The sequence below is a fragment of the Mesorhizobium sp. XAP4 genome, assembly GCF_029269325.1.
Lineage (GTDB): Bacteria > Pseudomonadota > Alphaproteobacteria > Rhizobiales > Rhizobiaceae > Mesorhizobium > Mesorhizobium ciceri.
Map to the genome: position 1 here is coordinate 1,204,832 of NZ_JARIXW010000001.1, position 23,236 is coordinate 1,228,067.

Genomic DNA, 23,236 nt, shown 5'->3' on the forward strand with positions numbered 1-23,236 from the left:
ATGCAGCATTAACGCTCGTTCACGGACCTGACACAAAGAAACCCGAATCGGAAAATGCCTAAGCGTCAACGGCTTGACCGGATCGGCTGCAAAAAAGACCAAACTTGGGGGGAGAAGCAGCATGGCGAGCTATTCGTCGCGGGTCAGGGCGGATATCGCGCGCTGGCAGCAGGCCGGCATGATCGACGCCGCGACGGCCGATTCGCTGGCGCGCGATGTCGAGGCCAACGAGCGCAAGTCGCTGAGCTTCGGCTCGATCCTGGCTATGATGGCCGCCTTGCTGTTCGGCGCCGCCATCCTGATTTTCGTCGCCGCCAATTGGGACGCGATCCCGAGGCTGGCGCGCGTGGCGGCGCTGTTTGCCGTCATCCTTGGCGGCTATGTCGGCGGCGCGGTGCTGAAGGCCCGCGACCATGCGGCAATCGGGGAAGCGCTGTGGATCGTGGCGGCCGCGGCTTTCGGCGGCTCGATCGCGCTGATCGGCCAGATGTATCATCTCTCGGGCGACGAGGCCTCGGCTCTGGTGACCTGGGGAGCCGGCACGGCGCTGGCGGCGGTTGCGCTGCGATCGAACCCGCTGACGGTGGCTTCGGTCGGCATCGCCGATGCCTGGCTGGTCCTCAAAGGCTTCGACTATTACAGCCGCAGCGATTTTCCGCACGGCTTCGTCGTGATGGCGATCGTGCTGTTTGCCGTCTCGTTCTGGACCCGCAGCCAGGCGGCGCGCCACCTGATTATCCTGTCGGTGCTGTTCTATCTCATGCTGCTGGTCACCAACCACGACACGCTGCAGGTGGCGATCCCGCTGGTCGTCGCCTCGGCGCTGCTGTTCGCGGCCTCGGTCTTCGCGCCTGGCCCGGTCGACCGGGTCGTGCAACTCGGCGGCCGCTTGCCCTTGCACGCGCTGCTCGCCTTCCTCACCGGCCTCGCAATGATCCAGTTCGAACTCGCCGACGAGAGCACCTACAACAGCGGTTTTGCCCTCGCTTCGGCGATCGCGCTGGCCGGTGTTGTCGCCGCGATCGTGCTGGCAGGACGGGAGAGCCGTGGGCTACGCTGGCTTGCCTATCTCGGCTTCGCCTTCGAACTCGCCATCATCTATGTCGTGACCCTGCAATCGATGCTCGATACGGCCGGTTTCTTCCTGGCCGCCGCGGTGCTGCTCGGCATCCTCGCGATCGTCATCATCCGCGTGGAAAAACGCATGAAGGGCCCAGACGCCAAGGGAGCCACGGCATGATCACCGGGAAAAGGCTTGTCATCTCGGCGCTGGTGCTGGCGCTCGTCCAGATAGGCTTCCTGAGCTGGATCATCGCCGGCCGGGCGGCGATCCTGCGCAACGGCAAGGAAGTGCTGCTGAAGATCGAACCCGTCGATCCGCGCGACCTCCTGCGCGGCGACTATATTATCCTGGGCTACGAGATTTCACGCATACCGGTGAAAATGATCGCCAACATTCCGCCCGACAAATTTTCAAGCGACGATACGTCGATTGTGGTGCGCCTGAAGAAGGGCGCCGACGGCTATTGGCAGCCGACGGCCGCCTGGTTCGGCAAGGCGCCAACGATGGCAACCGCCGACGAGGCCGATATTCTAGGCCACATCGCCGAAGGCTGGGACCTTCGCGGCGAAGAGGCGACCATCGCGCCGGACTATGGCATCGAGCGCTTCTATCTGCCGGAAGGCGAGGGGATGGCGATCCAGAACGACATGCGGGTGCGGCCATTCGGCATCCGTCTTGCGCTTGCCGGCGACGGCACCGCGCAGATCAAGGCGCTGGTCGACGGCGACAAGACGCTGTTCGAGGAACCACTCTACTAAGTCCCTTATTTCCGATGGTGCGAAGCATGCCAGTTAGCCTGTCGACGCGTGAAGACATCAACCTCGACACTGTCTTCCGCGTCGCCTGGAAGAAGGACACGGTGGAGATCAGCGAGAAGGCCTTGCAGCGCATCGCCGAATGCCGCGTCTCGTTTCTGAAGCTGATTGAATCCGATCCGCCACCGGTCATCTATGGCGTCACAACCGCCATGGGGGAATTGGCAAGCCGAAAGCTCGAACCTGACGAGCGTGATCGCCATGCGCGCATAAAGGCGTTTGCCGCCGCCACCTCGTTCGGCGATCCCTTGCCGGATCGCGTGGTCAGGGCGATCGTGCTTGCCCGTCTGACAAACTTCATCGAGGGCAACGCCGCCACCACGCCGCGCATCGCGCTTGCCGTGGCCGCGATGCTCGACGGTGGGCCGATGCCTGTCGTGCCGGCCTCCGGCCAGGGCGGCGCCGGTGAGATCCTGGCGCTCTATCCCTTGTTTGCAGAACTTTCGACGCGCTTCGACCTCGAGGTCAAGGAACGCGGCTCGCTCATCAACGGCTCGCCCTGCGCCGCCGCTTTGGTGGCCGACGCAGCGCTCGCGGGGCGCCGCCGCATCCGCATGGCGCAAAAAGTTTTCGCGCTGTCGATCGAAGCGTTTCGCGCGCCGCTCGAGCACTATGACGCGGCGCTCGACACGCTCTGGGGCGATGAGCATGAAACGGCTGCCCTGCAGGGATTGCGGGAGTTTCTGGTTGGCGCCGGCGATGGGCGACGCAACTATCAGGCGCCGGTCAGCTACCGCATCGTGCCGCCGTCCTCGGCCAGGCGCATCGTGCGCTGGCGACGGCCGAGCGGGCGGCCAATGTGTCGCTGGCCTCGATATCGGACAATCCCGTCTACATCCCGCCCGACGATGCAGATCGGCTCGGCCGCTGCATCTCGACCGGCGGCTATCACAATGCGATGGCAACGCCGGCGCTGGACGATCTGGCGGCGATATGGGCCGACATCTGCCTGCTCTGCGACCGCCACGCCTCGAAGCTTCTGAACGGCAAGGTGTCGCTGCTGCCGGATCTGCTGATGACCGGACGTCACTCAGCCGATAGCGATGGCCATGGCAATGTCGGCTATGTGCCGATGGCGATCACCGGCTATCTCGAGCAGGCCAAGCTGGCCGCACAGCGCACCTTCATTCCGGGCACGGAATCGGCTGGCGCGGGGCAGGACGACGTCGCCACGACGGCATTCTTCGCATGGACCAAGGAAGCGACCGCCGGCCGCTGCGTCGATGCCGCCATGGCGATGCTGGCAATGATCGCCTCGCAGGCGCTGCACGTCACCGAACGGACGCCGCCGCCGGCACTGCGTTCCTTCGTCGATCAAATCAGAGCTATCGTGCCGCCTGTCGGCGCCGATCGCGTGCTGGGACCGGAGCTTGCCAGGTTGGCGGAATGGTTCACTGAGAAAGTGTTCGAGGCGTAGAGATGCCGACAAGCTGTAGCCAGTGAAATTGGTGCGCCTGAACGGATGAAGTACGAACCTGAGAACACTCCTTCATCTAACGAACTTAGGGTGGCACGCCACCGAAGCTCGAAGAGCGAAGGGTGGTGCGGACGACGGGAATCGAACCCGTACGATCAGAGATCGAGGGATTTTAAGTCCCTTGCGTCTACCAATTCCGCCACGTCCGCAGGCCAGCCCTTTTCAGACGCCAGACACAGGCCGTCAAGTCGTGTTGTTGAGCGTTCGCCGAACGTGCAAACAGACCGGGCGGCTTGATGATACTGGCGCGATCACGGAATTATCGGCGCGGCGGGTAGTGGTAGGATGCCTTGTGGTGGATTTGATCCGCCAAGGCCGGCGCCTCTCAGGCCCAACCCATTCCCCCCGCCCACTGGGAGCGTCGGCCACCCTTCCATGAAGAGAGCCCCTCAAGTGGTCGCCTGGGCCGGCAGCGTCGCGATTGTGGGCCTGGTCAGAACTTGTAGCTCAAATTGATCCCGACCGTATTCAGCTTCACGTTCTGATCGCGATCGTTAAAGGGTTCTGCCACCTCGTAGTGCTCGGAGCCGAAATCATAGTAGCGATACTGCGCGCCGACGACGAACTTGTCGGTCAGCGCGTAGTCGACGCCGGCACCCACGGTCCAGCCGACATTCGTGCGCGTGCTGTCGAACGCCGGACCCGCGACTTGCGATGTTTCGATGCCGGCAAAGGCGACGCCGCCAATGCCGTAGACCAGCAGGCGGTCCATGGCGTAACCCGCCTTGGCGTTGACCGACCCGAACCACTTGATGTCGGTGCCGAATGTGCTTCCCAGCGCCGATACCGTCGTGCCGCCGACCGAGGAATAGTTGAGGTCCGCCTCGGCGCCGAGCACCGCCTGGTCGAATTGCCACAGGCCGGCGACGTGGCCGCCGACAAAACCGCCGTCAATGTCGGGCGCGATGGAAAACGGCGCACCTTCTGTCACCGATACATCGGATTGGCCCCAGCCATAGCCGGCCTGCAGACCAGCGTAATAGCCCGTCCAGTCGAATCCGGGCGCGGTCATCGGCACGTCGACCGCTGGGTCGGCTGCAAAAGCCGGCACGGCCAGAACGGCAAGGAAACCGGCACTAGCGACCATCAATCGACGCATCGAACTCCCCGAAATGACGGTTCAGAAAGATCCTCGTCAGAAGGATAACCGCATTCGCCGCAATCGCAATCCCCCTGTCGCCGTACAGAATCCTCTATTTGGCATCGATGAAGTCCAGCACAGCCTGGCTATATTCATCCGGCGCTTGCAGCATGGCGAAATGACTGGCGTTGGGCAGGACGATCAGCTTCGCACCTGGGATGGCGGAGGCGATATAGTCGGTGTGTTCGCGCTTGATCGCCTCATCGTGGTCGCCGGCAACGATCGCCGTCGGCGTGGTTATCTCGGCAAGCTGTTCCTTGCTCCACGCCGGCTCGCTCTCCCACATGTGGCTCATCTGCGCCACGAAGGCGTCATACTGGTCCGGTGTTTTCGACATCTTCTTGTAGTCGCGGCCGGAGCGGTCGATGTAGGCGGCAAAGGTCTTGTTGGTCATCACGCCCGGATCAAGGCCGTCGGCGGTTACGTTGGCGGCTTGCGCGAACAGCCTTGTCAGCCGCTCCGGATGATGCAGTGCGATGTCGATACCGATGATGCCGCCATCGCTCCAGCCGACAAGCGCGGTCTTGTCGATCTTCAGGTGGTCGAGCAGCGCCAGATAGTCCGACGCCATCAAGTCGTAGCCATAGGGCTGCTCGGTGCGGGTGGAGCGGCCGTGGCCACGGCTGTCGGCGACGATCACCTTGTGCGTCTTGGAAAGCGTGGCCACCTGGCTGGCCCAGATGTCGCCGTGGCCGAGGCCGCCATGGATGAGCAGCACCGGATCGCCCACGCCGAAAACGGCGTAGTACATCTGGATGCCGTTCACTGGCGCGTATCCGCTCTGATCGGGTTTGGGCATGGCCGCTGGTTCCGGCAAGGTCTGCCAACGCTCCTCGGCCACGGCAGAAGTGGTCGACGCTGCGAACAGGATAACGATGGCGAACGCTTTCCAAAAACGGGTCATGTCTTCCCTCATATGGTTCGGTTCGCGGTCAGCATCGCCTTCCAGCCGGATTAGTCAACAAGCTCGCCCTGACGCGGTATGTCGGACCGACGGCTCTGGCGGCGCCCGCCGACATTTGCGAGACTGGCGGCAACCGAGGAATCGCCCATGACGAAAGCAACGCCCGCAAAACCCAGACCTTGGACCGAGATGGCGACACATCTGGTCGATGTCGCCGTGGGGCGCAAACCCGCTGACCTGGTCGTGCGCAACGGCCGCTGGGTGAACGTTCATTCGGGCGAGATCATCGCCGGCACCGACATCGCCATTGCCGGCGGGCGCTTTGCCTATTGCGGGCCCAATGCCAGCCATGCAATCGGCCAGGGCACCAAGGTGGTCGATGCCGGCGGGCGTTATCTGGTGCCCGGCCTCTGCGACGCGCATATGCATGTCGAGAGCGGCATGGTGACGGTGACCGAGTTCTGCCGGGCCGTCATTCCGCACGGCACCACCTCGATGTTCATCGACCCGCACGAAATCGCCAATGTTCTGGGTCTGCCCGGCGTGCGGCTGATGCATGACGAAGCGGTCGCCATGCCCATCAACGTGCATGTCCAGATGCCGTCCTGCGTGCCTTCGGCGCCGGGGCTGGAACATGCCGGCGCCGAGCTGACGGTCGCCGATGTCGCGGAAGCGATGACCTGGGAGAACATTATCGGCCTGGGCGAAGTGATGAATTTCCCCGGCGTCGTCGCCAATGATCCGGTCATGTCGGGCGAGATCGCCGCGACTGTCAAGGCAGGCAAGACGGTCGGCGGCCACTATGCCTCGCGCGATCTCGGCCTGCCGTTCCACGGCTACGTCGCCGGCGGCCCCGAGGACGATCATGAGGGCACGCGCGCCGAGGACGCCATCGCCCGCGTGCGCCAGGGCATGAAGGCGATGCTGCGGCTGGGCTCGGCCTGGTACGACGTTGCCTCGCAGATCAAGGCGGTGACGGAGGGCGGAATCGACCCGCGCAACTTCGTCCTGTGCACCGACGACAGCCATTCCGGCACGCTGGTCCAGGAGGGCCATATGGACCGCGTGGTGCGCCACGCCATCCAACAGGGATTGAAGCCGGTGACGGCGATCCAGATGGCGACGCTCAACACCGCCCAGCATTTCAAACTGGAGCGCGAGATCGGCTCGATCGCGCCGGGCCGGCTGGCCGACCTGCTGATCGTCTCGGATCTCGCCGCAATGACCATCGACGAGGTCTATGCACGCGGCGTCAGGGTGGCCAAGGGCGGCAAGCTCGAAATCGACATTCCGGCCTATGATTACCCCCGGACGGCGAAGAACACCGTCAAGCTCGGCAAGAAGTTGAAGGGCGACGACTTCGATATCGCCGCCCCCAAGGGCGCCAACGAGGTTCGGGTGCGTGTCATCGGCGTCATCGAGAACCAGGCGCCGACGCGCGCGCTGGAGGCCGATCTGCCGGTCGAGGACGGGCTGGTCGCCATGGACCGCCGCAACGACATCTGCCAGATCGCGCTGGTCGAGCGTCACAGGGGCACGGGCGGCGTCACCAACGCCTTCGTTTCGGGCTTCGGCTATATGGGCGACTGCGCCATGGCGTCCAGCGTGGCGCATGACGCCCACCACATCATCTGCGTCGGCACCAACAAGCAGGACATGGCGCTGGCGGTAAACCGTCTGGGCGCGGTCGGTGGCGGCGTCGTGCTGTTCTCCAAGGGCAAGGAACTGGCGCTGGTCGAAATGCCGATCGCAGGCCTGATGTCGGACGAACGGGCGGAAATCGTCGCGGCCAAGGCCGAGAAGCTCACCGAGGCGATGCGCAAGATGGGCTGTTCGCTGAACAACGCCTACATGCAGCACTCGCTGCTGGCGCTGGTCGTCATTCCGGAGCTCAGGATCTCCGACGTCGGCCTGATCGATGTGACGACATTCCAGAAGGTCGATCTGTTCGTCTAGGATTGTTGATATTCAGGCCATGCCGGCCTGCAAGTAGCGATTTTCTGCGCTTCCGGTGCTCACGTACTTAAGTACGCTCCGCTCCGGTTCTCGAAAACCACCACTTTCGGCTCGGCCTGACCCGAATCTCAACAATCCTAGCGCCAATGCCGCCCGCTGGCTCACCCGCCGGTGGCGATGGTCAGCACCTTGAACGGCGTGGTGATGACGATCTCTGCGACCGAGCCGACGGCCTTGCCGAGGCCCTGGCCGAGATTGTTGAGCTGTGTCGGGTCGGGTTCGTCCGAGGCGAGGCCCGCCGGCGCCCGCAGCCGGTCGCCGAGCAGTTGCACCAGCATCGGGTTGTCGGCGAATTTGGCGTGGTTGAGGCGGTCGCCGCCCTTGGCCTGGGAAAGATCGACCACCGACACGCCATAGCTGGCGAGGTCTGCAGCGTTGCCGTAGTCGCCGACGCGCGGCTTGTCGCCCGAGATCAGGGACGAGAGCTTGAGAGCCCGGTCATCCGCAGAGAGCAGGATGGCGAACGGCTTGTCGGGTTTGCCGTAGCGGATCATCTGCTTCTTGAAGACGTCGACATCGATGTCGGGCGAGGCCAGGATGACATAGCCCAGCTTGCCGCCGAGATCCCGGTCGCCGGTGATGGCAAGCTGGCGCAGCGCCTCCATGGTCACCCAGGTTCCCATCGAATGGGCGATGATGTCGATGCTCTTGACCTTTGTCTTGGCCAGCATCCGGAGCGTCGCCTCGAGGTCGTCGCGCGCTGCGTTGGCGCTTTCCTTGTCGTAGATATAACCCGTGGTCTTGCCGCTCGAAGCCCAGGAGAACAGCACCGGGGTGCCGGGATATTTGGTGTCGTGGGCGATCTGCGTCAGCCGGTAGATGCCGTCGTCAAAACCGTTGTTGAAGCCGTGCACGAAAACCAGCGCACGGTCGCCGCGCATGGAAATGTCGGCGCCGACCGCTTTGGCGAACTGGGGCGCGCCCTCATAGAAAGTGACGTCCTTGGCGGTAAAATCCTTGGCAGGATTGCTGTTTGCCGATCCCTTGGCCCGCTCGATGGCGCCGACCTGATGGCTTTTGGGAACGGTGACGTCGACACGGGCAAAGCTGGTGGTCAGCGAGCGATCGCCGTCGTAAACCTGTCGCGGCTCTTTTGTTGCCCTCTGGCGGGTGGTGGCGACGAAGATTTCATGCGTGGCCGCGATGTCGGATGCGGGCACCGAGACCGTCGTCCTGTTGAGCAGGTCGTGCGTTTTCCCGCCAGCGCAGCCGGTGACAGCGAGCGCCAATGCAACGACGAGGTAGCTCTTCGAACGCACGGTCACACGCAGGCTCCCGCAAAAGGGGACGTCAAACGCGTGACGTCGCTGGCTATTCCGATAAGGCCAGAGACCGGCGCGGTCCAGTTCAAAGTGAATCCATACGTCCGCGATGCCGGGCAGGCATGGCCGCGAGACCGCACCTATTGGCCAAGCAGGCTGATGCGGTCAGTGACATCACGGTCGCTGGCAAAGCCGTCATCCTCGCGCAGCCGCTGGCCGATCATCTTCACCAGCGTCGGATTGTCGGCGAACTTCGTATGGTTGAAGCTATCCGATCCCTTGACCTTGGACAGGTCGACGACCGTCACGCCATAAGAGGCAAGATCGGCGGCATCCTTGTAGTCGCCGACACGCGGCCGCGAACCGGCGATCAGGCCGGAGAGCCGCAGCGCACGGTCGTCGTCCGACAACAGCAGGATGAACGGCTTGTCGGGCTTGCCATAGCGCCGCATCTGGCTCTTGAACACGTCGACATCGATGTCGGGCGAGGCCAGCACCACGTCGCCGAGCTTACCGCCGAGATCGCGATCGCCGGTGATGGCCATCTGGCGCAGCGTTTCCATGGTGACCCAGGTTCCGAGCGAATGTGCGACGATGTCGATGCGCCGCGCGCCGGACTGCTCCAGCATCCTGAGCGTCACCTCCAACTGGTCGCGGGCAGCGCTGGCGCTTTCCTTGTCGTAGACATAGTCGGTGGTCCTGGCGCCCGATGCCCAGGAAAACAGCACTGGCGTGCCGGGATAGCCGGAATCATGGACGATCTGGGTCAGGCGATAGACGGCGGCATCGAAGCCGGTGTTGTAGCCATGCACGAAGACCATGACGCGGCCGCCGCGCGCCGCGATGTCGGCGTTGAGCGCGCTGGAGAATTTCGGCTGCGTGTCGTAGCCGACGACCTCGGAAGCCATGAAATACTTGGCCGGGTCGTCCGACTTGCCGCGCGAGCGGCGCTCGATCTGGCCGGTCTTGTGAAGCCCCGGAACGGTGACGTTGACGCGGGCATAGTTCAGCGTCGCCGACCGTTCGCCGTCGAAAACCTTGTTGGGATCGTCGGATTTCTTGCGCGTCGTGGCGATGAAGATCGAGTGGTTGCCGGCGATCTCCGTCACCGGCGCGGACACCATGGCGCTGCCAAGCAATTCCTGTGTTTGCTGGCCGGCGCAGCCGGCGACGAACAAGGCCAGGACAACGGTAAAAATCTTCTTCAAAGGCACGCCTGAATTTCCAACTCCGGCCGAAAGGCCTGTCTATCCTCACGATACCTCCCGGACAGGCAGAGTGCGGCAGAACTAAGTCCTGTCGAGTCGAAATGTGGTCGGCGCCCCGCTGCGGCCATCGCAGTGTTGCGCGAAAGCCAAAATGGCGGGAAACGCCTGCGTGATGTGCGCAATGAGCGGCGTCGCCGCTGGCCCTCCAATCCCCGCGGAGATAGCGATTTCATACCGCCCGATGCGAGGGGGCATGAGAATGCACCCGCAAGTAGCTGAAAATATTTCGCAAAATTTCCGCCCGGAAGGACGTAAATGATGGACGATGGCGCTGGGGAGCCGGATATGTGATAGGCGGGCTCGCGCCGCACCTGGTCATGGCGCTCAACAACCGAACGTTCGCGACCCGATTAATGATAGAGATCCGCGGACAGCATGCAACGCAAGGTGATTTTCCCCAGGGGTGGTTTCCGATGAACAGTTTCTCTTCCCGCGTTGCTGCCGCTGCCGCCGCGATCCGCCAGATCTTCCCTGAAACGCCGCTACAGGAAAACGACTATCTGTCGAAAAAGACCGGTGCGCGGGTGCTGTTGAAGCGCGAGGATCTGTCGCCGGTCCGCTCCTACAAGATCCGCGGCGCCTTCAATTTCTTCCGCAAGACACTGGCGGCCGGCAACGAGGCCGAACTGTTCGTCTGCGCGTCCGCCGGCAACCACGCGCAGGGCTTTGCTTTCGTCTGCCGCCATTTCGGCAGGCGAGGCGTCGTGTTCATGCCGGTGACGACGCCGCAGCAGAAGATCGACAAGACCAGGCTGTTCGGCGGCGATTTCATCGAGATCAGACTGGTCGGCGATTTCTTCGACGATTGCTATCGCGCTGCCCTGGAATTCACCGACAGTTCCGGCGCCCATATGGTGCCGCCTTTCGATCACAAGGACATCATCGAGGGCCAGGCAACCGTCGCCTACGAGATCGCGGACCAGATGCCGGGCGCCCGCATGCCCGATATCGTCATGCTGCCGGTCGGCGGTGGCGGACTTGCCGCGGGCGTCACCCACTATTTCGCCGATCAGGGCAGGGAAGCACGCTTCGTCTTCTGCGAACCGGCAGGCGCGCCGAGCCTGCGCGAGAGCCTCGCTGCGGGAAAACGGCTCAAACTCGCCAAGGTCGACAATTTCGTCGATGGCGCGGCGGTGGCAGAGATCGGCCGCGAGCCGTTGCGGCATCTCAAGGATTTTCCGGCCGACACGGTGCGGCTGATCCCGGAAAACCGGCTCTGCGCCACCATGATCGAGATGCTCAACGTCGAAGGCGTCGTGCTGGAGCCGGCCGGCGCGCTGGCGATCGATGCGCTCAAGGATTTCTCCAGGAAGGAGATCAGGGGCAAGACCATCGTTGCCGTGGTTTCGGGCGGCAATTTTGACTTCGAGCGGCTGCCGGACGTCAAGGAGCGGGCGCTGCGCTTCGAGGGGCTGAAGAAGTACTTCATCATCCGCTTTCCGCAACGACCGGGCGCGCTACGCGACTTCCTCGAATTGCTCGGTCCCGACGACGATATCGCCCGCTTCGAATATTTGAAGAAATCGGCACGCAATTTCGGTTCGGTGCTGATCGGCATCGAAACCAAGGACCGTCGCAATTTCGACCTGCTCAAGGCGAATTTCGAGGCCGAGGGCGTCCAGTATCAGGACATCACCGACAACGAGACACTGGCCGGGTTCATCATATGAGCGATCGAATGGTTGATCCGGGAAAAATCTTCGTCGCGCTGTTTTCCGGCATCAATGTCGGCGGCAACCGCATCGTCAAGATGGCGGAGCTGCGGTCGTTCTTCGAGGGCCTCGGCTTTTCCGACGTCGCCACCTACGTGCAGAGCGGCAATGCCGTGTTCCGGGCGAAGAAAGGCGACGCGGCGGCACTGGCGAACCTGCTCGAAGCAGCCTTCGAGACGAAATGGGGGTTCCATTCGCGCATCATGGTGCGCGATCTCTCCTGGTTCGAGAAGCTGGTGCGCGAAAATCCCTATCCGGAAATTGCCGCGGACCACACGAAGCTGCACGCCTATGTGCTGGAACGCGAGCCGACCGCCGATGAGGTGGCGCGGCTGACCGAAAAGTGCACCGGCCCCGAACGCTTCGAGATCAAGGGCGATGTGCTCTACCTCAGCGCACCGAATGGGCTGGGCAAATCGGTGTTTGCCGGGCTGATCCCGCGCACGCTGAAAGTGCCGGGTACCGCGCGCAATTGGCGCTCGGTGCAGGCGCTGCTGGAGATGGCCGCACACGCCGGTGAGAAGTAGTTGGCCGGCTAGGCGGAAGTTGGTTTCCAGTCGAAGGTCAGTTCTTCGCGGAAAGCAAAGCGCTTGATGTGATCGGCGACAACGCTTTCCAGGCGCTCGATCGATCCTGCTTCGTCAGTCGACACCGTGATATGCAGCGCTGCGGCATCGGCAGCCATGACGGTACGGCCCATTGAGAGATCGATGGTGCCATGGGTGGGATCGAACTCGACCGGGAATTTGTGTGCCCAGTGCTTGCACAACTGCTGCAGGTAGCGGCTGGCATGTTCGGTGGCGACGTCGGCATGGCTGGTCGGCATGAATTCTCCTGGGCAAGCGCCCTTTTGCATGGCTGGGCGCCGGCCCAAGCCTGGCGCCTCAGCCAGACAGATAGGCGCCGCCCCTGAAAAACCAAACGGTAGCGGGGCCGTCAGCCTGGCATTGTCCGCTCAAGACAGCGTGATCGGCTACCAGCTTCCGGTGTTCGCCATCGAAGCCCAAGGCTCGGCCTTGGCCTTGGCCGGGCCTTTCTGCAAAAGCTCGATCGAGATGCCGTCCGGCGACTTGACGAAAGCCATGTTGCCGTCGCGCGGCGGCCGGTTGATGATGACGCCATTGTCCATCAGATGCTGGCAGGTGGCGTAGATGTCGTCGACCTCATAAGCGAGGTGGCCGAAATTGCGCCCGCCCTTGTAGTCTTCGGGATCCCAATTGTAGGTCAGTTCGACCAGCGGTGCCTTTTCATTGATGCCGCTCTCCTCGTCTTCCGGTGCGGCGAGGAAGATCAGCGTGAAGCGGCCCTGCTCGTTTTCGTAGCGGCGCACTTCCTTGAGGCCGAGCTTATTGCAGTAGAAGTCGAGCGAGGCATTGACGTCGGCGACGCGGATCATGGTGTGCAGATAGCGCATGTGATTTCCTCGATAAATTGCGTTGCGGCGCAACATAGGGTCGGCCCTGTCAAAGGGCAATCGTGCGGCGGTGCGCAATGCCGGCAAAGAACAAATCCGGTATTGCCCCAATGAACCGTGAAAAAAGGCACGGCAGGTCTTGCACACACCGGAAGCCGCAGTGTTAATCTGTTGGCAAGAATCAGTTGCGGTGTTCTTGAAAAGAGGGGGCATTCTTATGGGGGAAAAGGCCTCTTTCATGGGGCGGGACGGAACCCTTGGCGACGCCTTGCAGCGTGACGAAGGCGGCGACGCTTCTGATCTGCTCGAAGTAGCCGGCGCTATCAAGTGGTTCGATGTGGCCAAGGGTTATGGTTTCATCCTCCCGGATGACGGCATCTCGGGCGACATCCTCCTCCATGTGACATGTCTTCGAAGAGACGGCTTTCAGACGGCCCTGGAAGGCGCGCGTGTGGTCTGCCTCGTCAAGCATGGCGAGCGCGGATTGCAGGCCTTCCGTGTGCTCTCCATGGATGTCACCACCGCGGTCCACCCGGCCGAGATGCAGGAGCAGCGCACCCATGTCGCGGTGACGCCGGAGAGCGGTCTCGAACGCGCCTTGGTGAAATGGTTCAACCGCACCAAGGGGTTTGGTTTTCTCACCCGCGGCGAGGGTACCGAGGATATCTTCGTCCATATGGAGACCTTGCGCCGTTACGGTGTCACCGAGCTTCGGCCCGGACAGGTTGTGCTGGTTCGTTTCGGGCGCGGCGACAAAGGCCTTATGGCCGCCGAAATTCACCCCGATATGGGGACCTTGCCGGTCTCGCACTAGGGCGTTTCCGGCCGAGGATCTCGAATGGCTTACAGGAACTGGCTGACCGCGGGCGCGATGTGCGCGATTGCCTTCATCGCCGCCGCCGGTGGTTACTTCTATTCCGAAAAGCCGACCTCGGCGGACAGCCGGGCGATGATCCTTCCGGCCGATCCGGCGCCATTGGTCGTGGTGACGAAAGGCGGTGACCGCTCTTTCTCCATCGAAGTCGCCGACACCGCCGCGGAGCGCGAGGCTGGCTTGATGTATCGCCAGGACATGGCGGACAACCACGGCATGCTGTTCGTCTTCGAGGTCCAGCAGCAGGTTGGCTTCTGGATGCACAACACCCCGATGCCGCTTGATCTGATTTTTGTCGGCCAGGATGGCAAGATCCGGGCGGTCAAGCACGGCGAGCCGCAATCAGACGCCGTCATTTCGCCTGGTGTACCGGTGCGCTTCGTGCTCGAGCTCAAGGCCGGCACTGCCGCCAGGAACGGCATCGAGTATGGCGACCTTTTGCGCCATCCGGCGGTGGGCACGGTGTCCGGCCCGAGCATGCCGCCCGCCGACAATGGCGATGCACCAAATGGCGGTGGCGGTTGAGTGCGCAAGCGGGGTCGCTGATGCAGTTTTTCACCCATGACGGCTTCGATCTTGCTTTCCTCGAGCGCCAGCCGGAATCGGGCGAGGGCGATCCGGTGCTGATGATCCACGGCTTCGCTTCGAGCCACTATGTCAACTGGGTGTCGCCCGGCTGGTTCAAGACGCTGAACGATGCCGGTTACCGCGCCATCGCCTTTGACAATCGCGGCCACGGCGCGTCGTCCAAGAGCTATGATGAGGCGGACTATACGCCGGTCAAGATGGCCTCCGATGCCACTGCCTTGCTCGACCATCTCGGCATCGAGCGCGCCCACGTCATGGGTTATTCGATGGGCGCGCGCATCGCGGCGTTCATGGCGCTGTCCGATCCGGACAAGGTGGCGACGCTGGTCTTCGGCGGCCTCGGCATCGGCATGATCGACGGTGTCGGCGATTGGGATCCGATTGCCGACGCGCTGCTTGCCGAAGATCCGGCCGCGACCAGCCATCCGCGCGGCCGGTCGTTTCGCGCCTTCGCCGACCAGACCCGCAGCGATCGCCGTGCCTTGGCGGCTTGCATCGCCAAATCGCGCGAATTGCTGAGCGAGCAGGATGTTGCCCGCATCGCCCAGCCGACGCTGGTCGCCGTCGGAACGACCGACGACATAGGCGGCTCGCCCGATGAGCTTGCAGCGTTGATGCCGAACGCCAGCGCTTTTCATATCGAGGGCCGGGACCATATGCTGGCCGTCGGGGACAAGACCTTCAAGCAGCGCGTGCTGGAGTTCTATGCCGAAAATCCGCTCTGAGCGGAGGGCCAGGGCAGCGAGAAGCAGTGCCGTAGTCGGGGACGAGGCTGCTTGGCATCGTGATAGGCGCCTATCCTGATTGTCCTTAGCCGTTTGCAAGGGCCGCCAGCGATCGCGCGATGTTTTCCCGGGCCTGCGGTTCGAAGCGCTGGCGAAACTCTTGCGTGTGGAAGATATGCGGGCGGGCGAGGAAACTCTTCAAGACCGCACTGCGTCCGGCTCGCCACATCGGCTCCTCCACCCAGTGGTACTCGCGCCGCACGGCGCGCTCATAGGCGTCGAAGGCGTCCGGTGCGGCACCCAGGATCGACAGGTCCATATCCAGGAAAAGACTTGCGTCCCGTGTGGCCGTCGCGTCGTCGAACGGCGGGACCTGGTGCGTGTTGGTGGCGACGATCATTGCCGAGATGCGGTTGATACGTGAAGGATCTGCGCGGCCCGCCAGCTTTTTTTCGGCAAGGGCGGCACTTTGCGCCTCATTGTCCTTGGCCTTGCTGTCATAGACGGCATCGTGGAACCAGATCGCCGCTTCGATCGCCTCGGGATCGGCCAGCAACCTTCGATAGTCGCCAGCCAGCGCCAGCATCGCCTCGATATGGGCAAGGTTGTGGTAGTGGCGGCCCTGTGCCCGGTAGAGTGCTGAGAGCTCGCTTTTCAGCGCGTCGTCGATCAAGGGTTCGTTTTCCATGGCTGCTTGAATTCCCGCGAACCAAATCCATTTGACAAAGCACTAAGGAAAATTGAGTTCAATCGTGCTATGATCTGGCTTATATGTGCGGCCGGGCAGCAGGCAAGCACAACAGGCAAGCCAGGCAGGACGCAGGACGAGACGGCGATGAACAGCATCAGCATTTCCCGACACAGCGCATTGAAGCCGGTCGATCCGATCTGGCGTTCGATCCGCGACGAGGCCATGGAGGCTGTCAACCGCGACCCGCTGCTCGCTGCATTCCTCTATTCGACCATCCTCAACCAGGACAGCCTGGAAGAAGCAGTCATTCATCGGCTGGCCGAGCGGCTGGCGCACCAGGACATCGGCTCCGATCTCATCCGCCAGACCTTCAAGTCCATGCTGGCCGACGACAAGGAGTGGCCGACGACGGTGCGTGTCGACATCCAGGCCTATTACGATCGCGATCCGGCTTGCGACCGCTTCATCATGCCGGTGCTCTATTTCAAGGGGTTTCACGCCATCCAGACCCATCGGCTGGCGCATTGGCTGTGGAACCAGGGGCGCAAGGATTTCGCGCTCTATCTGCAGAGCCGCTCGTCCTCGGTCTTCCAGACCGACATCAACCCGGCCGCCCGCATTGGCAAGGGCATCTTCATCGACCACGCAACCGGCCTCGTGGTCGGCGAGACGGCGGTCATCGAGGATGACGTGTCGATCCTGCATGGCGTGACGCTGGGCGGCACCGGCAAGGCCGGCGGCGACCGCCACCCCAAGATCCGCTACGGCGTGCTGATCGGCGCCGGCGCCAAGATACTCGGCAACATCGAAATCGGCCATTGCTCGAAGATAGCGGCCGGCTCGGTGGTGCTGTCGCCTGTGCCGCACAACAAGACGGTTGCCGGCGTGCCGGCCCGCGTCGTCGGCGAGACCGGCTGCGATCAGCCGTCGCGCCAGATGGACCAGCTTTTGCCGTCGCAGACGATGGATCAGGTCGTCAGTTTCGACATCTGATCGTCATATGTCCGCTGCCTGAGGCCGTGGGCAGACATGGGCGATTGTTCTCGCCCAAGGTCTTTTGAGATTCAGGTCAGGCCGAGCCGAAAATGGTGGGTTCCGAGAACCGGAGCGGAGCGTACGTTTGGGTACGTGAGCACAGTTCTACCGCGACGCGGTAGAACGGGGAAGCGCAGGAAACCGCCATTTGCAGGCCGGCCTCACGTGAATATCAACAGACCTTAATCAGGCCGCTTGCCTTTACATCGCCATTGTCGACGTGCCAGAAGCGCGTTCGAACGAGCAAGCCCGATGATCGGAGAAGACTGTTGAAGCCGGACGAAATCAGAAAGCTGGACGCCTATTTCAAGCGCGTCTTCCAAAACCCCAGGCTCGAGGTCAAGGCGCGGCCGCGCAAGGACGATTCGGCCGAGGTCTATGTCGGCGACGAATTCCTCGGCATCGTCTTCAAGGACGAGGACGACGGCGACTACAATTTTTCGATGGCGATTCTCGACATCGATCTGGCCTGAGCCAGAAAATCTTGCGGTCGGCCGGCTTCATGGAGCCGGCCAGCCGGGTTCCCTTGAAGCGTTCTTAACGTCCCGCCTTCAGAACGCGCCCGGCTTCAGTGGCGATTGCCGCATCGAGCGCCTGCCAATCGCCCAGAAACTCCCTTGGGAAGCGATAGGTGAGGCTGAGTTCGTCGCCGACCTGGATGTCGCGCTCGCAAGGCGCCAGCGATTGGTCGGCACTCGGCCCGCTCAGGCAACGGGCCACGAACGGCTCCTTGCCGGGGCGATTGCCGACAACCAGCACCTCGTTCAGATAGCCTGATTTCTCGTTGAAACCATAAATCATCGTGCCGCCAGGCCCGGCAGTGCCGGGTCGGGTGATCAGCGCGCTGTAGATCGGCGCGAAGCGGCCGCTCATGTCACGCGACATCATCTGCTGTTCGAAGGACAGGAAGACGATGCTTTTGGCTGTCCCCGTATGGTTGAAATCATCTCGCGCGGCCTCGCTGTAGCCGTCCATCTGGGGATAGCGCAGATAGAGGTCGAGCCGCGAGGCGATGCCGTCGCGCCGGGCCTGGGCGAAACGGATGGCATTGGCCGGGACCGTGATGACATTGTTGCCGATCACCACCTGGTGGGCCGTTGCGTCGTCGGTGTATCCGGCCATGGCGATCGAATGGCCGAACCATTTGCCGGCAAGGCTGATCGCCACCGACAACAGGGCGAGCGCCGCGAACCCGTAGAGCACCCGCTTCATCAGCGTGGAATCGACCACGGTGAGTTCGTTGGCGAGCGCTGCCTGCTTCATCTCAGTCCTCGGATCTCGGGCCGCCCGTCCGCCTCCAGTGTCCCCGGGCGGCACACATCGCACGGCATGGCTCTTGCAGCCTGCATGGAACGACTGTGCAATTTCATGGTAAATGGAAAGTTAAGATGGGACCGCTGGAACTCACACTCTTTGCTTTTGCCGTCGGGTTGACGGCCTGCGGGCTGGCCGGATCGGCCATGGAACTGGTGTCGGGCCGCAAGGTCGCCTTCACCGAACCCTATGTGTCGCCGTCACATGTCTTGCGCTCGCTGCTCGCCACGGCCTGTGCGGGACCGTTCATGCTGGTCAACGACGCCATCGATGCCCGGCGTCAGCGCCGCATTTCAACGTTGGCGCTGATGTCCTGCGGCTGCACGGCAATTGCGTGGACCTTGGCGCTGGGCGTCGTCGTGCTTGCCATTGCCTCATGGTCGGTCCGTCTCCTAGGGTCCGAGCTGCCAGCTTGAGACGATTCGGAGACCAGAAATGCCGCTTTATGCGATCGATGGAACAGAGCCCAGCTTCGCCGATGCGGACTCGAACTGGATCGCGCCCGATGCGACGCTGATCGGCGACGTCAGGGTCGGACGCAATGCCGGCTTCTGGTTCGGCGCCGTCATCCGCGGCGACAATGAGCCCATCGTCATCGGTGCCGACACCAACGTGCAGGAACATACGGTCATGCACACCGATCCCGGTTTCCCGCTGACGATCGGCGAAGGCTGCACGATCGGCCACCGCGCCTTGCTGCATGGCTGCACGATCGGCGACAACAGCCTGATCGGCATGGGCGCCATCGTGCTGAACGGCGCGAAAATCGGCAGGAATTGCCTGGTCGGCGCCGGTGCGCTGGTTACCGAGGGCAAGGAATTCCCGGACAATTCGCTGATCGTCGGCTCGCCCGCCAAGGCGATCAGGGTGCTGGACGACGCGGCCGTGGCAAGGTTGCGCGGCTCGGCGGCGCATTATGTCGCCAACGGCAAGCGCTTCAAGGCGGGGTTGAAGAAGGTTTGAGGCTAGCCTGGCATTTGCTGGTTTCTTAGCGCCTCAACTCACTGTTCGTCAGTTGCGCCCAGCCATCGCATCGCGCAGCAAGGAAGCACCGCCTTCAAAGCCGGCAATCTCGGCTTCCTCGATCGCGGTCCTGTAGTCATCGATGCGGGTTTCGAGCGCCGGGTCGGCGCCCGCCGCCAAAAGCAGACGGATCGCATCGACACTGCGGATGGCCACCGAATAGTGCAGCGGAGTCCAGTCGTTGACGCCCCGCATGTTGGGGTCGGCGCCAGCTTCGATCAGCACCCGCACGATGTCCAGCCTATTGGCGCGATCGGTGGACAGCGCCGCAATGATGGACGGAAACCCGCCATGATCCTGATAATTCGGATCCGAGCCCGCATCCAGCAAGGTCGAGATGAAGCCGACGGGACTCCAATAGATCGCATATTCCAGCGGATGCCCAAGGCCGAACTCAAACGGCATGCGCTCGTCGAACCAGCGCGAAGAGCCGCCCAAGGCTAGACCGAGGCCGTCGAAGTCGCCGGCCTTGAAGGCATCGTCGATCGCCTTGAAGAGGCGATGACGCTCGCATCGATCTTCCGGGATTTCCAACATCGCCGTGTTCCAGAAGGCGAAAACCAACGGCCTATATTGCCCCGATCCCCTGCGCGTGGAAAGGCGGTCGTCCGATGCGTCCAGTAGGTCGACGATGCGCATAACATTTCACGGATTGCTGATATAAGTCATCGCTGAATAATAATCTGCATCGCGGAGGTAGCTTTCCGGCATGCCATTCCAGCTCAGTGAGCAAACGCAGCAAATTCTTTCGCTAATTTGCATTCTGTTAGCTGGCGTCTTCATTGGTATGGCCTTGGAACGTCTCCTATCGAGGAAACGGAGGCAGGCATGGAGGGAGAGCAATAGCAGGCGCTGGGCGAGAGAGCGCAGAGGGGGCGACATTCTTAGCGGCCTATGGGTTGCCCCGAAGCCTGTTTCCGCGCCACCGAAACCGATTGATCCTGCTGACCAGTTGCGGATCGTCATGGGTGCGAGCTTCACTATTCAACCGCTCCTCAACAGGAGTGAAGTGCGCGTCTTCAAGGAACTTGATCGCATGGTGATCAGCTGCAATCCGGGATGGCAGGTGATGGCCCAAGTGTCACTGGGCGAAATTTTGCGCAGCGCGAACGCTGACGCCTACAGCTGCATCAACTCGAAACGAGTGGACCTTCTTCTTGTGGACGAGACTTGTCTGCCTCGACATGCGCTCGAATACCAAGGCCATGCGCATCACCAAGGCACAGCAGCAGCACGTGATGCGGTCAAAAAGGAAGCGCTGCGACGTGCTGGCATCAGTTACCATGAGATCGTCGGCGGTCACACGACACCTTCGGAACTCAGGCGACTGGTTGAGAGGCTGGTGGACAAGCCCACCGCACCGCAATAGCTGACCTTTTGCAACGCAGATTTCTCGGAACCTGATTGGTTTTCGAACGGCCATAGCCAGAAATGGCGGAGCCGGCCCGGGGACGGGGCCGGCTCCTTTCACCCGGTCGTTGGGGACGGGGAGGGTGGGGACTCGACCGGGTTTCTCCTGAAGCGCCTCGCATTCACGCGGCGCGCTTGAGCTCTGTTTTAGCGGACGCTGGCGACCGCGTCGGAGCGGCCGTCATTGATCGTCACCCAAACGCCGGAATTCTGGTCCGACTGGCGCTTGAGATAGGTGTAGTCGGTGTCCGTCCAGGACAGGACCTTGGTCTCAAGATTGTCGAGGATGAATTCTCCGAGGCTGGTGCGCACGGTCAGCACCGCGTGGCCGTCGCCATTCGGCTGGCGCGCCACCGTCATCAGCAGATTGCCGGCGGGGACGCCCGCATCCATCAACTCGCGGCGCTTTTCCAGCGCGTAATCCTCGCAATCGCCATAGCCATTGGCCGGATAGGCCCAATATTCCTCGACACCGTAGTTTTCCATGTCGGTGCGCGGCTTGATGCGGGTGTTGACCGAATTGTTGATGTTGACGATCGTCGCCCACAGCTTGCGGGTCAGTTCGACCGGCGCACCCCTGGGGGTCCGTTCGCTGCATTCGCCGGGAATGCGCTGGCAGAACTCATAGTGACCAACAGGCTGGGTGGTGCGTCCACCGGTGTGCATATAGGCCGGTCCCGCGGCATATGCTGATCCCCAAGCGGAAAGCTGCATCGCCATTGCCGCCAGCAACAGCTTGCCCCTCGTTTTCTTCATTGTTGTAGTCTCCCCGTTCGAAGGAGACATTGCCACGTGTGGATTTATTTGACGCAAAAGCGCGAAGTAGATATTGAGTAAAACTCCAATAGAATAAACGTAAAATTTGAATCATTTGAGTATTAATTCGTTTGGATCTGAAGGCTCCCACCTCGGGCGCGGAGCGCTCCCAGAAACAAGCTCCCAGAAACAAAAAACCGGCCGCAAGGGCCGGTTCCTGGAATGTTGCTGTCGGGCCTGCTCAGGCGCGTGGCGTGTTGAATTCGGAATCAAGCGTTTCGGGACGCTGGATCACAGCGAATTCGATGGCGACGCCATCCTCGAAATGACGCACGACCTGCCCGCGCATGGTGCCAAGCATGACCTGGATGCCGATCGCCGGTTTGACGTCGATTTCGACAGCGGCGCCGGAGAGCGAAAGGTCGATGATGCGGCACTGGTACTGGCGGCCGTCGGTGAGCTGCAGCACGCTTGTCGGATTGCGCGGTGCGACGCGCTCGTGGCGGCGATCTTCCGGCAGGTCGAGTTCATGCTTGTTGGCCAGCCAGGTCAATTGCGCGGCCAGCTTGTCCTTCTTGCGATCCGATGCAATGACGGTCATCGCGAAACCGTCCTGCAGGGTGCGTGTGACGACGCCTTCGATGCGGCCGATATGATCGATGTAGGCGATGATTTTTTCGCCGGGCATGCCGATGCGGTCGGTGCGAAACGCAACATTGCCCGGTGACATGTCGACGACCTGGCAGGGATGTTCGGTGCGGTCTTCCAGCATGAAGCGTCCGTAAATTTTAACCCGGACGCGCTGAAAGTTTCGCCTTTCAGCTTGGGACGGCGCATAGTCGACCGCCGCTGACCTCATGACTGCCTACACCCCGTTTGGCATCCCGCGCGCCGATGCGAGGAACTTCATCACAGAAGTACAACAAAGCGGGTTAACAAAGGGGAAAAGCGGGCGCTCCAGCGTTTTCCTTTTTGCAGGCCGTGGTGCCAAAACCGCCGCGCAGTTTTGGGCGACGTGCATCAGGTCTCAAAAAACAGCGGACTATTCCTCGCGCCCGCCATCGAAGACGACGAGATGACGGATGCGACGCACCCGGCCGAGCGCCGAGATCGTCTCGGGTGCCCCAAGTTCATCGGGAACAAGCGAGGGAACATCGATCGCCGGGCGATTGTTCAGAAGCTCCTTCTCCGGATCTATGACGCGGATTGAATCGATCAACGCATCGGTGATCGGATCGGCACCCAGCCAGAAGGGTTTCTCCACGGCGCTGATGACGCCCAGGCAGCGCGGATTTTCGACGCCGCCGTCCAGCGGCAGGGCAAGCAGTTCGAACTTATTGGAGCGCCCGTTGCGGCTGAAGCCCTCATAGCTGATGAGCACGACCGATTTCTGCTCGAACACGCCATGGATCAGGCGCGAGACGAGCCGCTGGTCCTTCTCGCGCCACAGCGATGGAAAGGAAAACCCCTTGAGCTCGCGGCCGTAGCAGGCGCAAAGCCTTGTGCCGGCCAGCCGGAATACGGCCTGTCCGCGCGTGTCACGTTCCAGGATAAAGGTGTCGGCCAGCAGCGACTTGATGTCGGCCGGTTCGACCTCCGAACGCTTCGGGGCGGGGCGTCCATCACGCAGGCGGTTCCAATATTGGAACAGCGTGATCGATCCATTCTGGTTCATGCTATGCTGCTCCGCGCAATCTGTCGTCTGATGTCCCATCGGTGAACAGAAGGGCGCCCTCCGAGGACCTACA

Annotated in this window: 25 protein-coding genes, 1 tRNA gene and 1 pseudogene; 14 read left to right on the plus strand and 13 right to left on the minus strand. The window is 62.2% G+C overall.

Annotated elements, in window-relative coordinates; genetic code table 11:
- Positions 1-121 precede the first annotated feature (121 nt).
- The 3 genes and pseudogenes from P3C39_RS06020 (at position 122) to P3C39_RS06030 (ending at position 3,295) form a co-directional block, all read left to right on the plus strand.
- The gene (locus tag P3C39_RS06020; protein ID WP_063168110.1) at positions 122-1,240 is read left to right on the plus strand and encodes a DUF2157 domain-containing protein; all 1,119 of its coding nucleotides are present in this window, start codon (positions 122-124) and stop codon (positions 1,238-1,240) included.
- Positions 1,237-1,821: a GDYXXLXY domain-containing protein gene (locus P3C39_RS06025; RefSeq protein WP_063168109.1), complete on the plus strand. Its 585-nt coding sequence runs from the start codon at positions 1,237-1,239 to the stop codon at positions 1,819-1,821. Before P3C39_RS06020 ends, P3C39_RS06025 begins: the two co-directional genes overlap by 4 nt.
- A 26-nt stretch (positions 1,822-1,847) precedes the next feature.
- A pseudogene (locus P3C39_RS06030) lies at positions 1,848-3,295 on the plus strand (aromatic amino acid lyase).
- A gap of 123 nt (positions 3,296-3,418) precedes the next feature.
- On the opposite strand, the gene P3C39_RS06035 reads toward P3C39_RS06030, so the two are convergent.
- The 3 genes from P3C39_RS06035 to P3C39_RS06045 all read right to left on the minus strand — a co-directional run bounded on the left by P3C39_RS06035 (position 3,419) and on the right by P3C39_RS06045 (position 5,400).
- Positions 3,419-3,504: transfer RNA gene (locus P3C39_RS06035), tRNA-Leu, on the minus strand.
- Between the two features lie 284 nt (positions 3,505-3,788).
- Entirely contained in the window at positions 3,789-4,454 is a 666-nt protein-coding gene (locus P3C39_RS06040; RefSeq protein ID WP_027160415.1) for an outer membrane protein, read from the minus strand.
- A 94-nt stretch (positions 4,455-4,548) separates the two neighbouring features.
- Positions 4,549-5,400: an alpha/beta fold hydrolase gene (locus tag P3C39_RS06045; RefSeq protein WP_275952934.1), complete on the minus strand. Its 852-nt coding sequence runs from the start codon at positions 5,398-5,400 to the stop codon at positions 4,549-4,551.
- Positions 5,401-5,547: 147 nt separating this feature from the next.
- Between P3C39_RS06045 and ade the strand changes: the two genes are divergently transcribed.
- Positions 5,548-7,356 (plus strand): adenine deaminase, encoded by a 1,809-nt coding sequence (ade, locus tag P3C39_RS06050; protein WP_275952935.1) that lies wholly within the window; start codon positions 5,548-5,550, stop codon positions 7,354-7,356.
- A gap of 161 nt (positions 7,357-7,517) precedes the next feature.
- On the opposite strand, the gene P3C39_RS06055 is transcribed toward ade, so the two are convergent.
- Positions 7,518-8,681 (minus strand): alpha/beta hydrolase, encoded by a 1,164-nt coding sequence (locus tag P3C39_RS06055; protein ID WP_024503865.1) that lies wholly within the window; start codon positions 8,679-8,681, stop codon positions 7,518-7,520.
- A 137-nt stretch (positions 8,682-8,818) separates the two neighbouring features.
- On the minus strand, positions 8,819-9,892 hold the full coding sequence (locus P3C39_RS06060; RefSeq protein WP_013531324.1) for an alpha/beta hydrolase: 1,074 nt from the start codon (positions 9,890-9,892) through the stop codon (positions 8,819-8,821).
- Between the two features lie 467 nt (positions 9,893-10,359).
- Between P3C39_RS06060 and ilvA the strand changes: the two genes are divergently transcribed.
- Together ilvA and P3C39_RS06070 are read left to right on the plus strand one after the other, a co-directional pair.
- Positions 10,360-11,616 (plus strand): threonine ammonia-lyase IlvA, encoded by a 1,257-nt coding sequence (gene ilvA, locus P3C39_RS06065; RefSeq protein WP_275952936.1) that lies wholly within the window; start codon positions 10,360-10,362, stop codon positions 11,614-11,616.
- Positions 11,617-11,624: 8 nt separating this feature from the next.
- The gene (locus tag P3C39_RS06070) at positions 11,625-12,185 is read left to right on the plus strand and encodes a DUF1697 domain-containing protein (protein ID WP_024503867.1); all 561 of its coding nucleotides are present in this window, start codon (positions 11,625-11,627) and stop codon (positions 12,183-12,185) included.
- An 8-nt stretch (positions 12,186-12,193) separates the two neighbouring features.
- On the opposite strand, the gene P3C39_RS06075 is transcribed toward P3C39_RS06070, so the two are convergent.
- Complete coding sequence (locus P3C39_RS06075; protein ID WP_127366976.1) at positions 12,194-12,484, minus strand: DUF2218 domain-containing protein; 291 nt, start codon at positions 12,482-12,484, stop codon at positions 12,194-12,196.
- A 147-nt stretch (positions 12,485-12,631) separates the two neighbouring features.
- Positions 12,632-13,072, minus strand: a complete 441-nt coding sequence (locus P3C39_RS06080; protein WP_275952937.1) for a VOC family protein — start codon at positions 13,070-13,072, stop codon at positions 12,632-12,634.
- A gap of 238 nt (positions 13,073-13,310) precedes the next feature.
- Here P3C39_RS06080 and P3C39_RS06085 point away from each other — a divergent pair, with 238 nt between their 5' ends.
- From P3C39_RS06085 to P3C39_RS06095, 3 genes are read left to right on the plus strand one after another with little or no spacing between them, the layout of a single operon-like run.
- Positions 13,311-13,886, plus strand: a complete 576-nt coding sequence (locus tag P3C39_RS06085) for a cold-shock protein (protein WP_024503869.1) — start codon at positions 13,311-13,313, stop codon at positions 13,884-13,886.
- A gap of 24 nt (positions 13,887-13,910) precedes the next feature.
- Entirely contained in the window at positions 13,911-14,471 is a 561-nt protein-coding gene (locus tag P3C39_RS06090) for a DUF192 domain-containing protein (RefSeq protein WP_063172308.1), read from the plus strand.
- A 20-nt stretch (positions 14,472-14,491) separates the two neighbouring features.
- Positions 14,492-15,259 (plus strand): alpha/beta hydrolase, encoded by a 768-nt coding sequence (locus tag P3C39_RS06095; protein WP_224621591.1) that lies wholly within the window; start codon positions 14,492-14,494, stop codon positions 15,257-15,259.
- Between the two features lie 85 nt (positions 15,260-15,344).
- Here P3C39_RS06095 and P3C39_RS06100 read toward each other — a convergent pair whose 3' ends face one another.
- Complete coding sequence (locus P3C39_RS06100) at positions 15,345-15,947, minus strand: hypothetical protein (protein WP_275952938.1); 603 nt, start codon at positions 15,945-15,947, stop codon at positions 15,345-15,347.
- Between the two features lie 147 nt (positions 15,948-16,094).
- Here P3C39_RS06100 and cysE point away from each other — a divergent pair, with 147 nt between their 5' ends.
- Both cysE and P3C39_RS06110 read left to right on the plus strand, forming a co-directional pair.
- Positions 16,095-16,943 carry a serine O-acetyltransferase gene (gene cysE, locus P3C39_RS06105; protein WP_013531333.1) on the plus strand — a complete coding sequence of 283 codons (849 nt, stop codon included), beginning with the start codon at positions 16,095-16,097 and terminating at the stop codon, positions 16,941-16,943.
- Between the two features lie 311 nt (positions 16,944-17,254).
- Positions 17,255-17,458, plus strand: a complete 204-nt coding sequence (locus tag P3C39_RS06110; RefSeq protein ID WP_027160407.1) for a DUF3126 family protein — start codon at positions 17,255-17,257, stop codon at positions 17,456-17,458.
- Between the two features lie 64 nt (positions 17,459-17,522).
- Here P3C39_RS06110 and P3C39_RS06115 read toward each other — a convergent pair whose 3' ends face one another.
- The gene (locus P3C39_RS06115) at positions 17,523-18,248 is read right to left on the minus strand and encodes a hypothetical protein (RefSeq protein ID WP_024503873.1); all 726 of its coding nucleotides are present in this window, start codon (positions 18,246-18,248) and stop codon (positions 17,523-17,525) included.
- Positions 18,249-18,373: 125 nt separating this feature from the next.
- Between P3C39_RS06115 and P3C39_RS06120 the strand changes: the two genes are divergently transcribed.
- A complete protein-coding gene (locus P3C39_RS06120; RefSeq protein ID WP_063168099.1) occupies positions 18,374-18,715 on the plus strand; it encodes a hypothetical protein in 342 nt (113 codons plus the stop codon).
- A gap of 19 nt (positions 18,716-18,734) precedes the next feature.
- Complete coding sequence (locus tag P3C39_RS06125) at positions 18,735-19,262, plus strand: gamma carbonic anhydrase family protein (RefSeq protein ID WP_027160406.1); 528 nt, start codon at positions 18,735-18,737, stop codon at positions 19,260-19,262.
- 48 nt (positions 19,263-19,310) lie between these two features.
- Here the strand turns inward: P3C39_RS06125 and P3C39_RS06130 are convergent, their stop codons facing one another.
- Complete coding sequence (locus tag P3C39_RS06130) at positions 19,311-19,859, minus strand: ankyrin repeat domain-containing protein (protein ID WP_063173701.1); 549 nt, start codon at positions 19,857-19,859, stop codon at positions 19,311-19,313.
- A 172-nt stretch (positions 19,860-20,031) separates the two neighbouring features.
- Between P3C39_RS06130 and P3C39_RS06135 the strand changes: the two genes are divergently transcribed.
- Positions 20,032-20,691 carry a DUF2726 domain-containing protein gene (locus tag P3C39_RS06135; protein ID WP_063172305.1) on the plus strand — a complete coding sequence of 220 codons (660 nt, stop codon included), beginning with the start codon at positions 20,032-20,034 and terminating at the stop codon, positions 20,689-20,691.
- Positions 20,692-20,879: 188 nt separating this feature from the next.
- On the opposite strand, the gene P3C39_RS06140 is transcribed toward P3C39_RS06135, so the two are convergent.
- From P3C39_RS06140 to P3C39_RS06150, 3 genes are all read right to left on the minus strand, one after another.
- The gene (locus P3C39_RS06140; RefSeq protein WP_063172304.1) at positions 20,880-21,488 is read right to left on the minus strand and encodes a transglutaminase-like cysteine peptidase; all 609 of its coding nucleotides are present in this window, start codon (positions 21,486-21,488) and stop codon (positions 20,880-20,882) included.
- A 241-nt stretch (positions 21,489-21,729) separates the two neighbouring features.
- Positions 21,730-22,347, minus strand: a complete 618-nt coding sequence (locus P3C39_RS06145) for a PilZ domain-containing protein (RefSeq protein WP_013531341.1) — start codon at positions 22,345-22,347, stop codon at positions 21,730-21,732.
- A gap of 183 nt (positions 22,348-22,530) precedes the next feature.
- Positions 22,531-23,163: a PAS domain-containing protein gene (locus P3C39_RS06150; protein WP_024503876.1), complete on the minus strand. Its 633-nt coding sequence runs from the start codon at positions 23,161-23,163 to the stop codon at positions 22,531-22,533.
- Between the last annotated feature and the right edge of the window lie 73 nt (positions 23,164-23,236).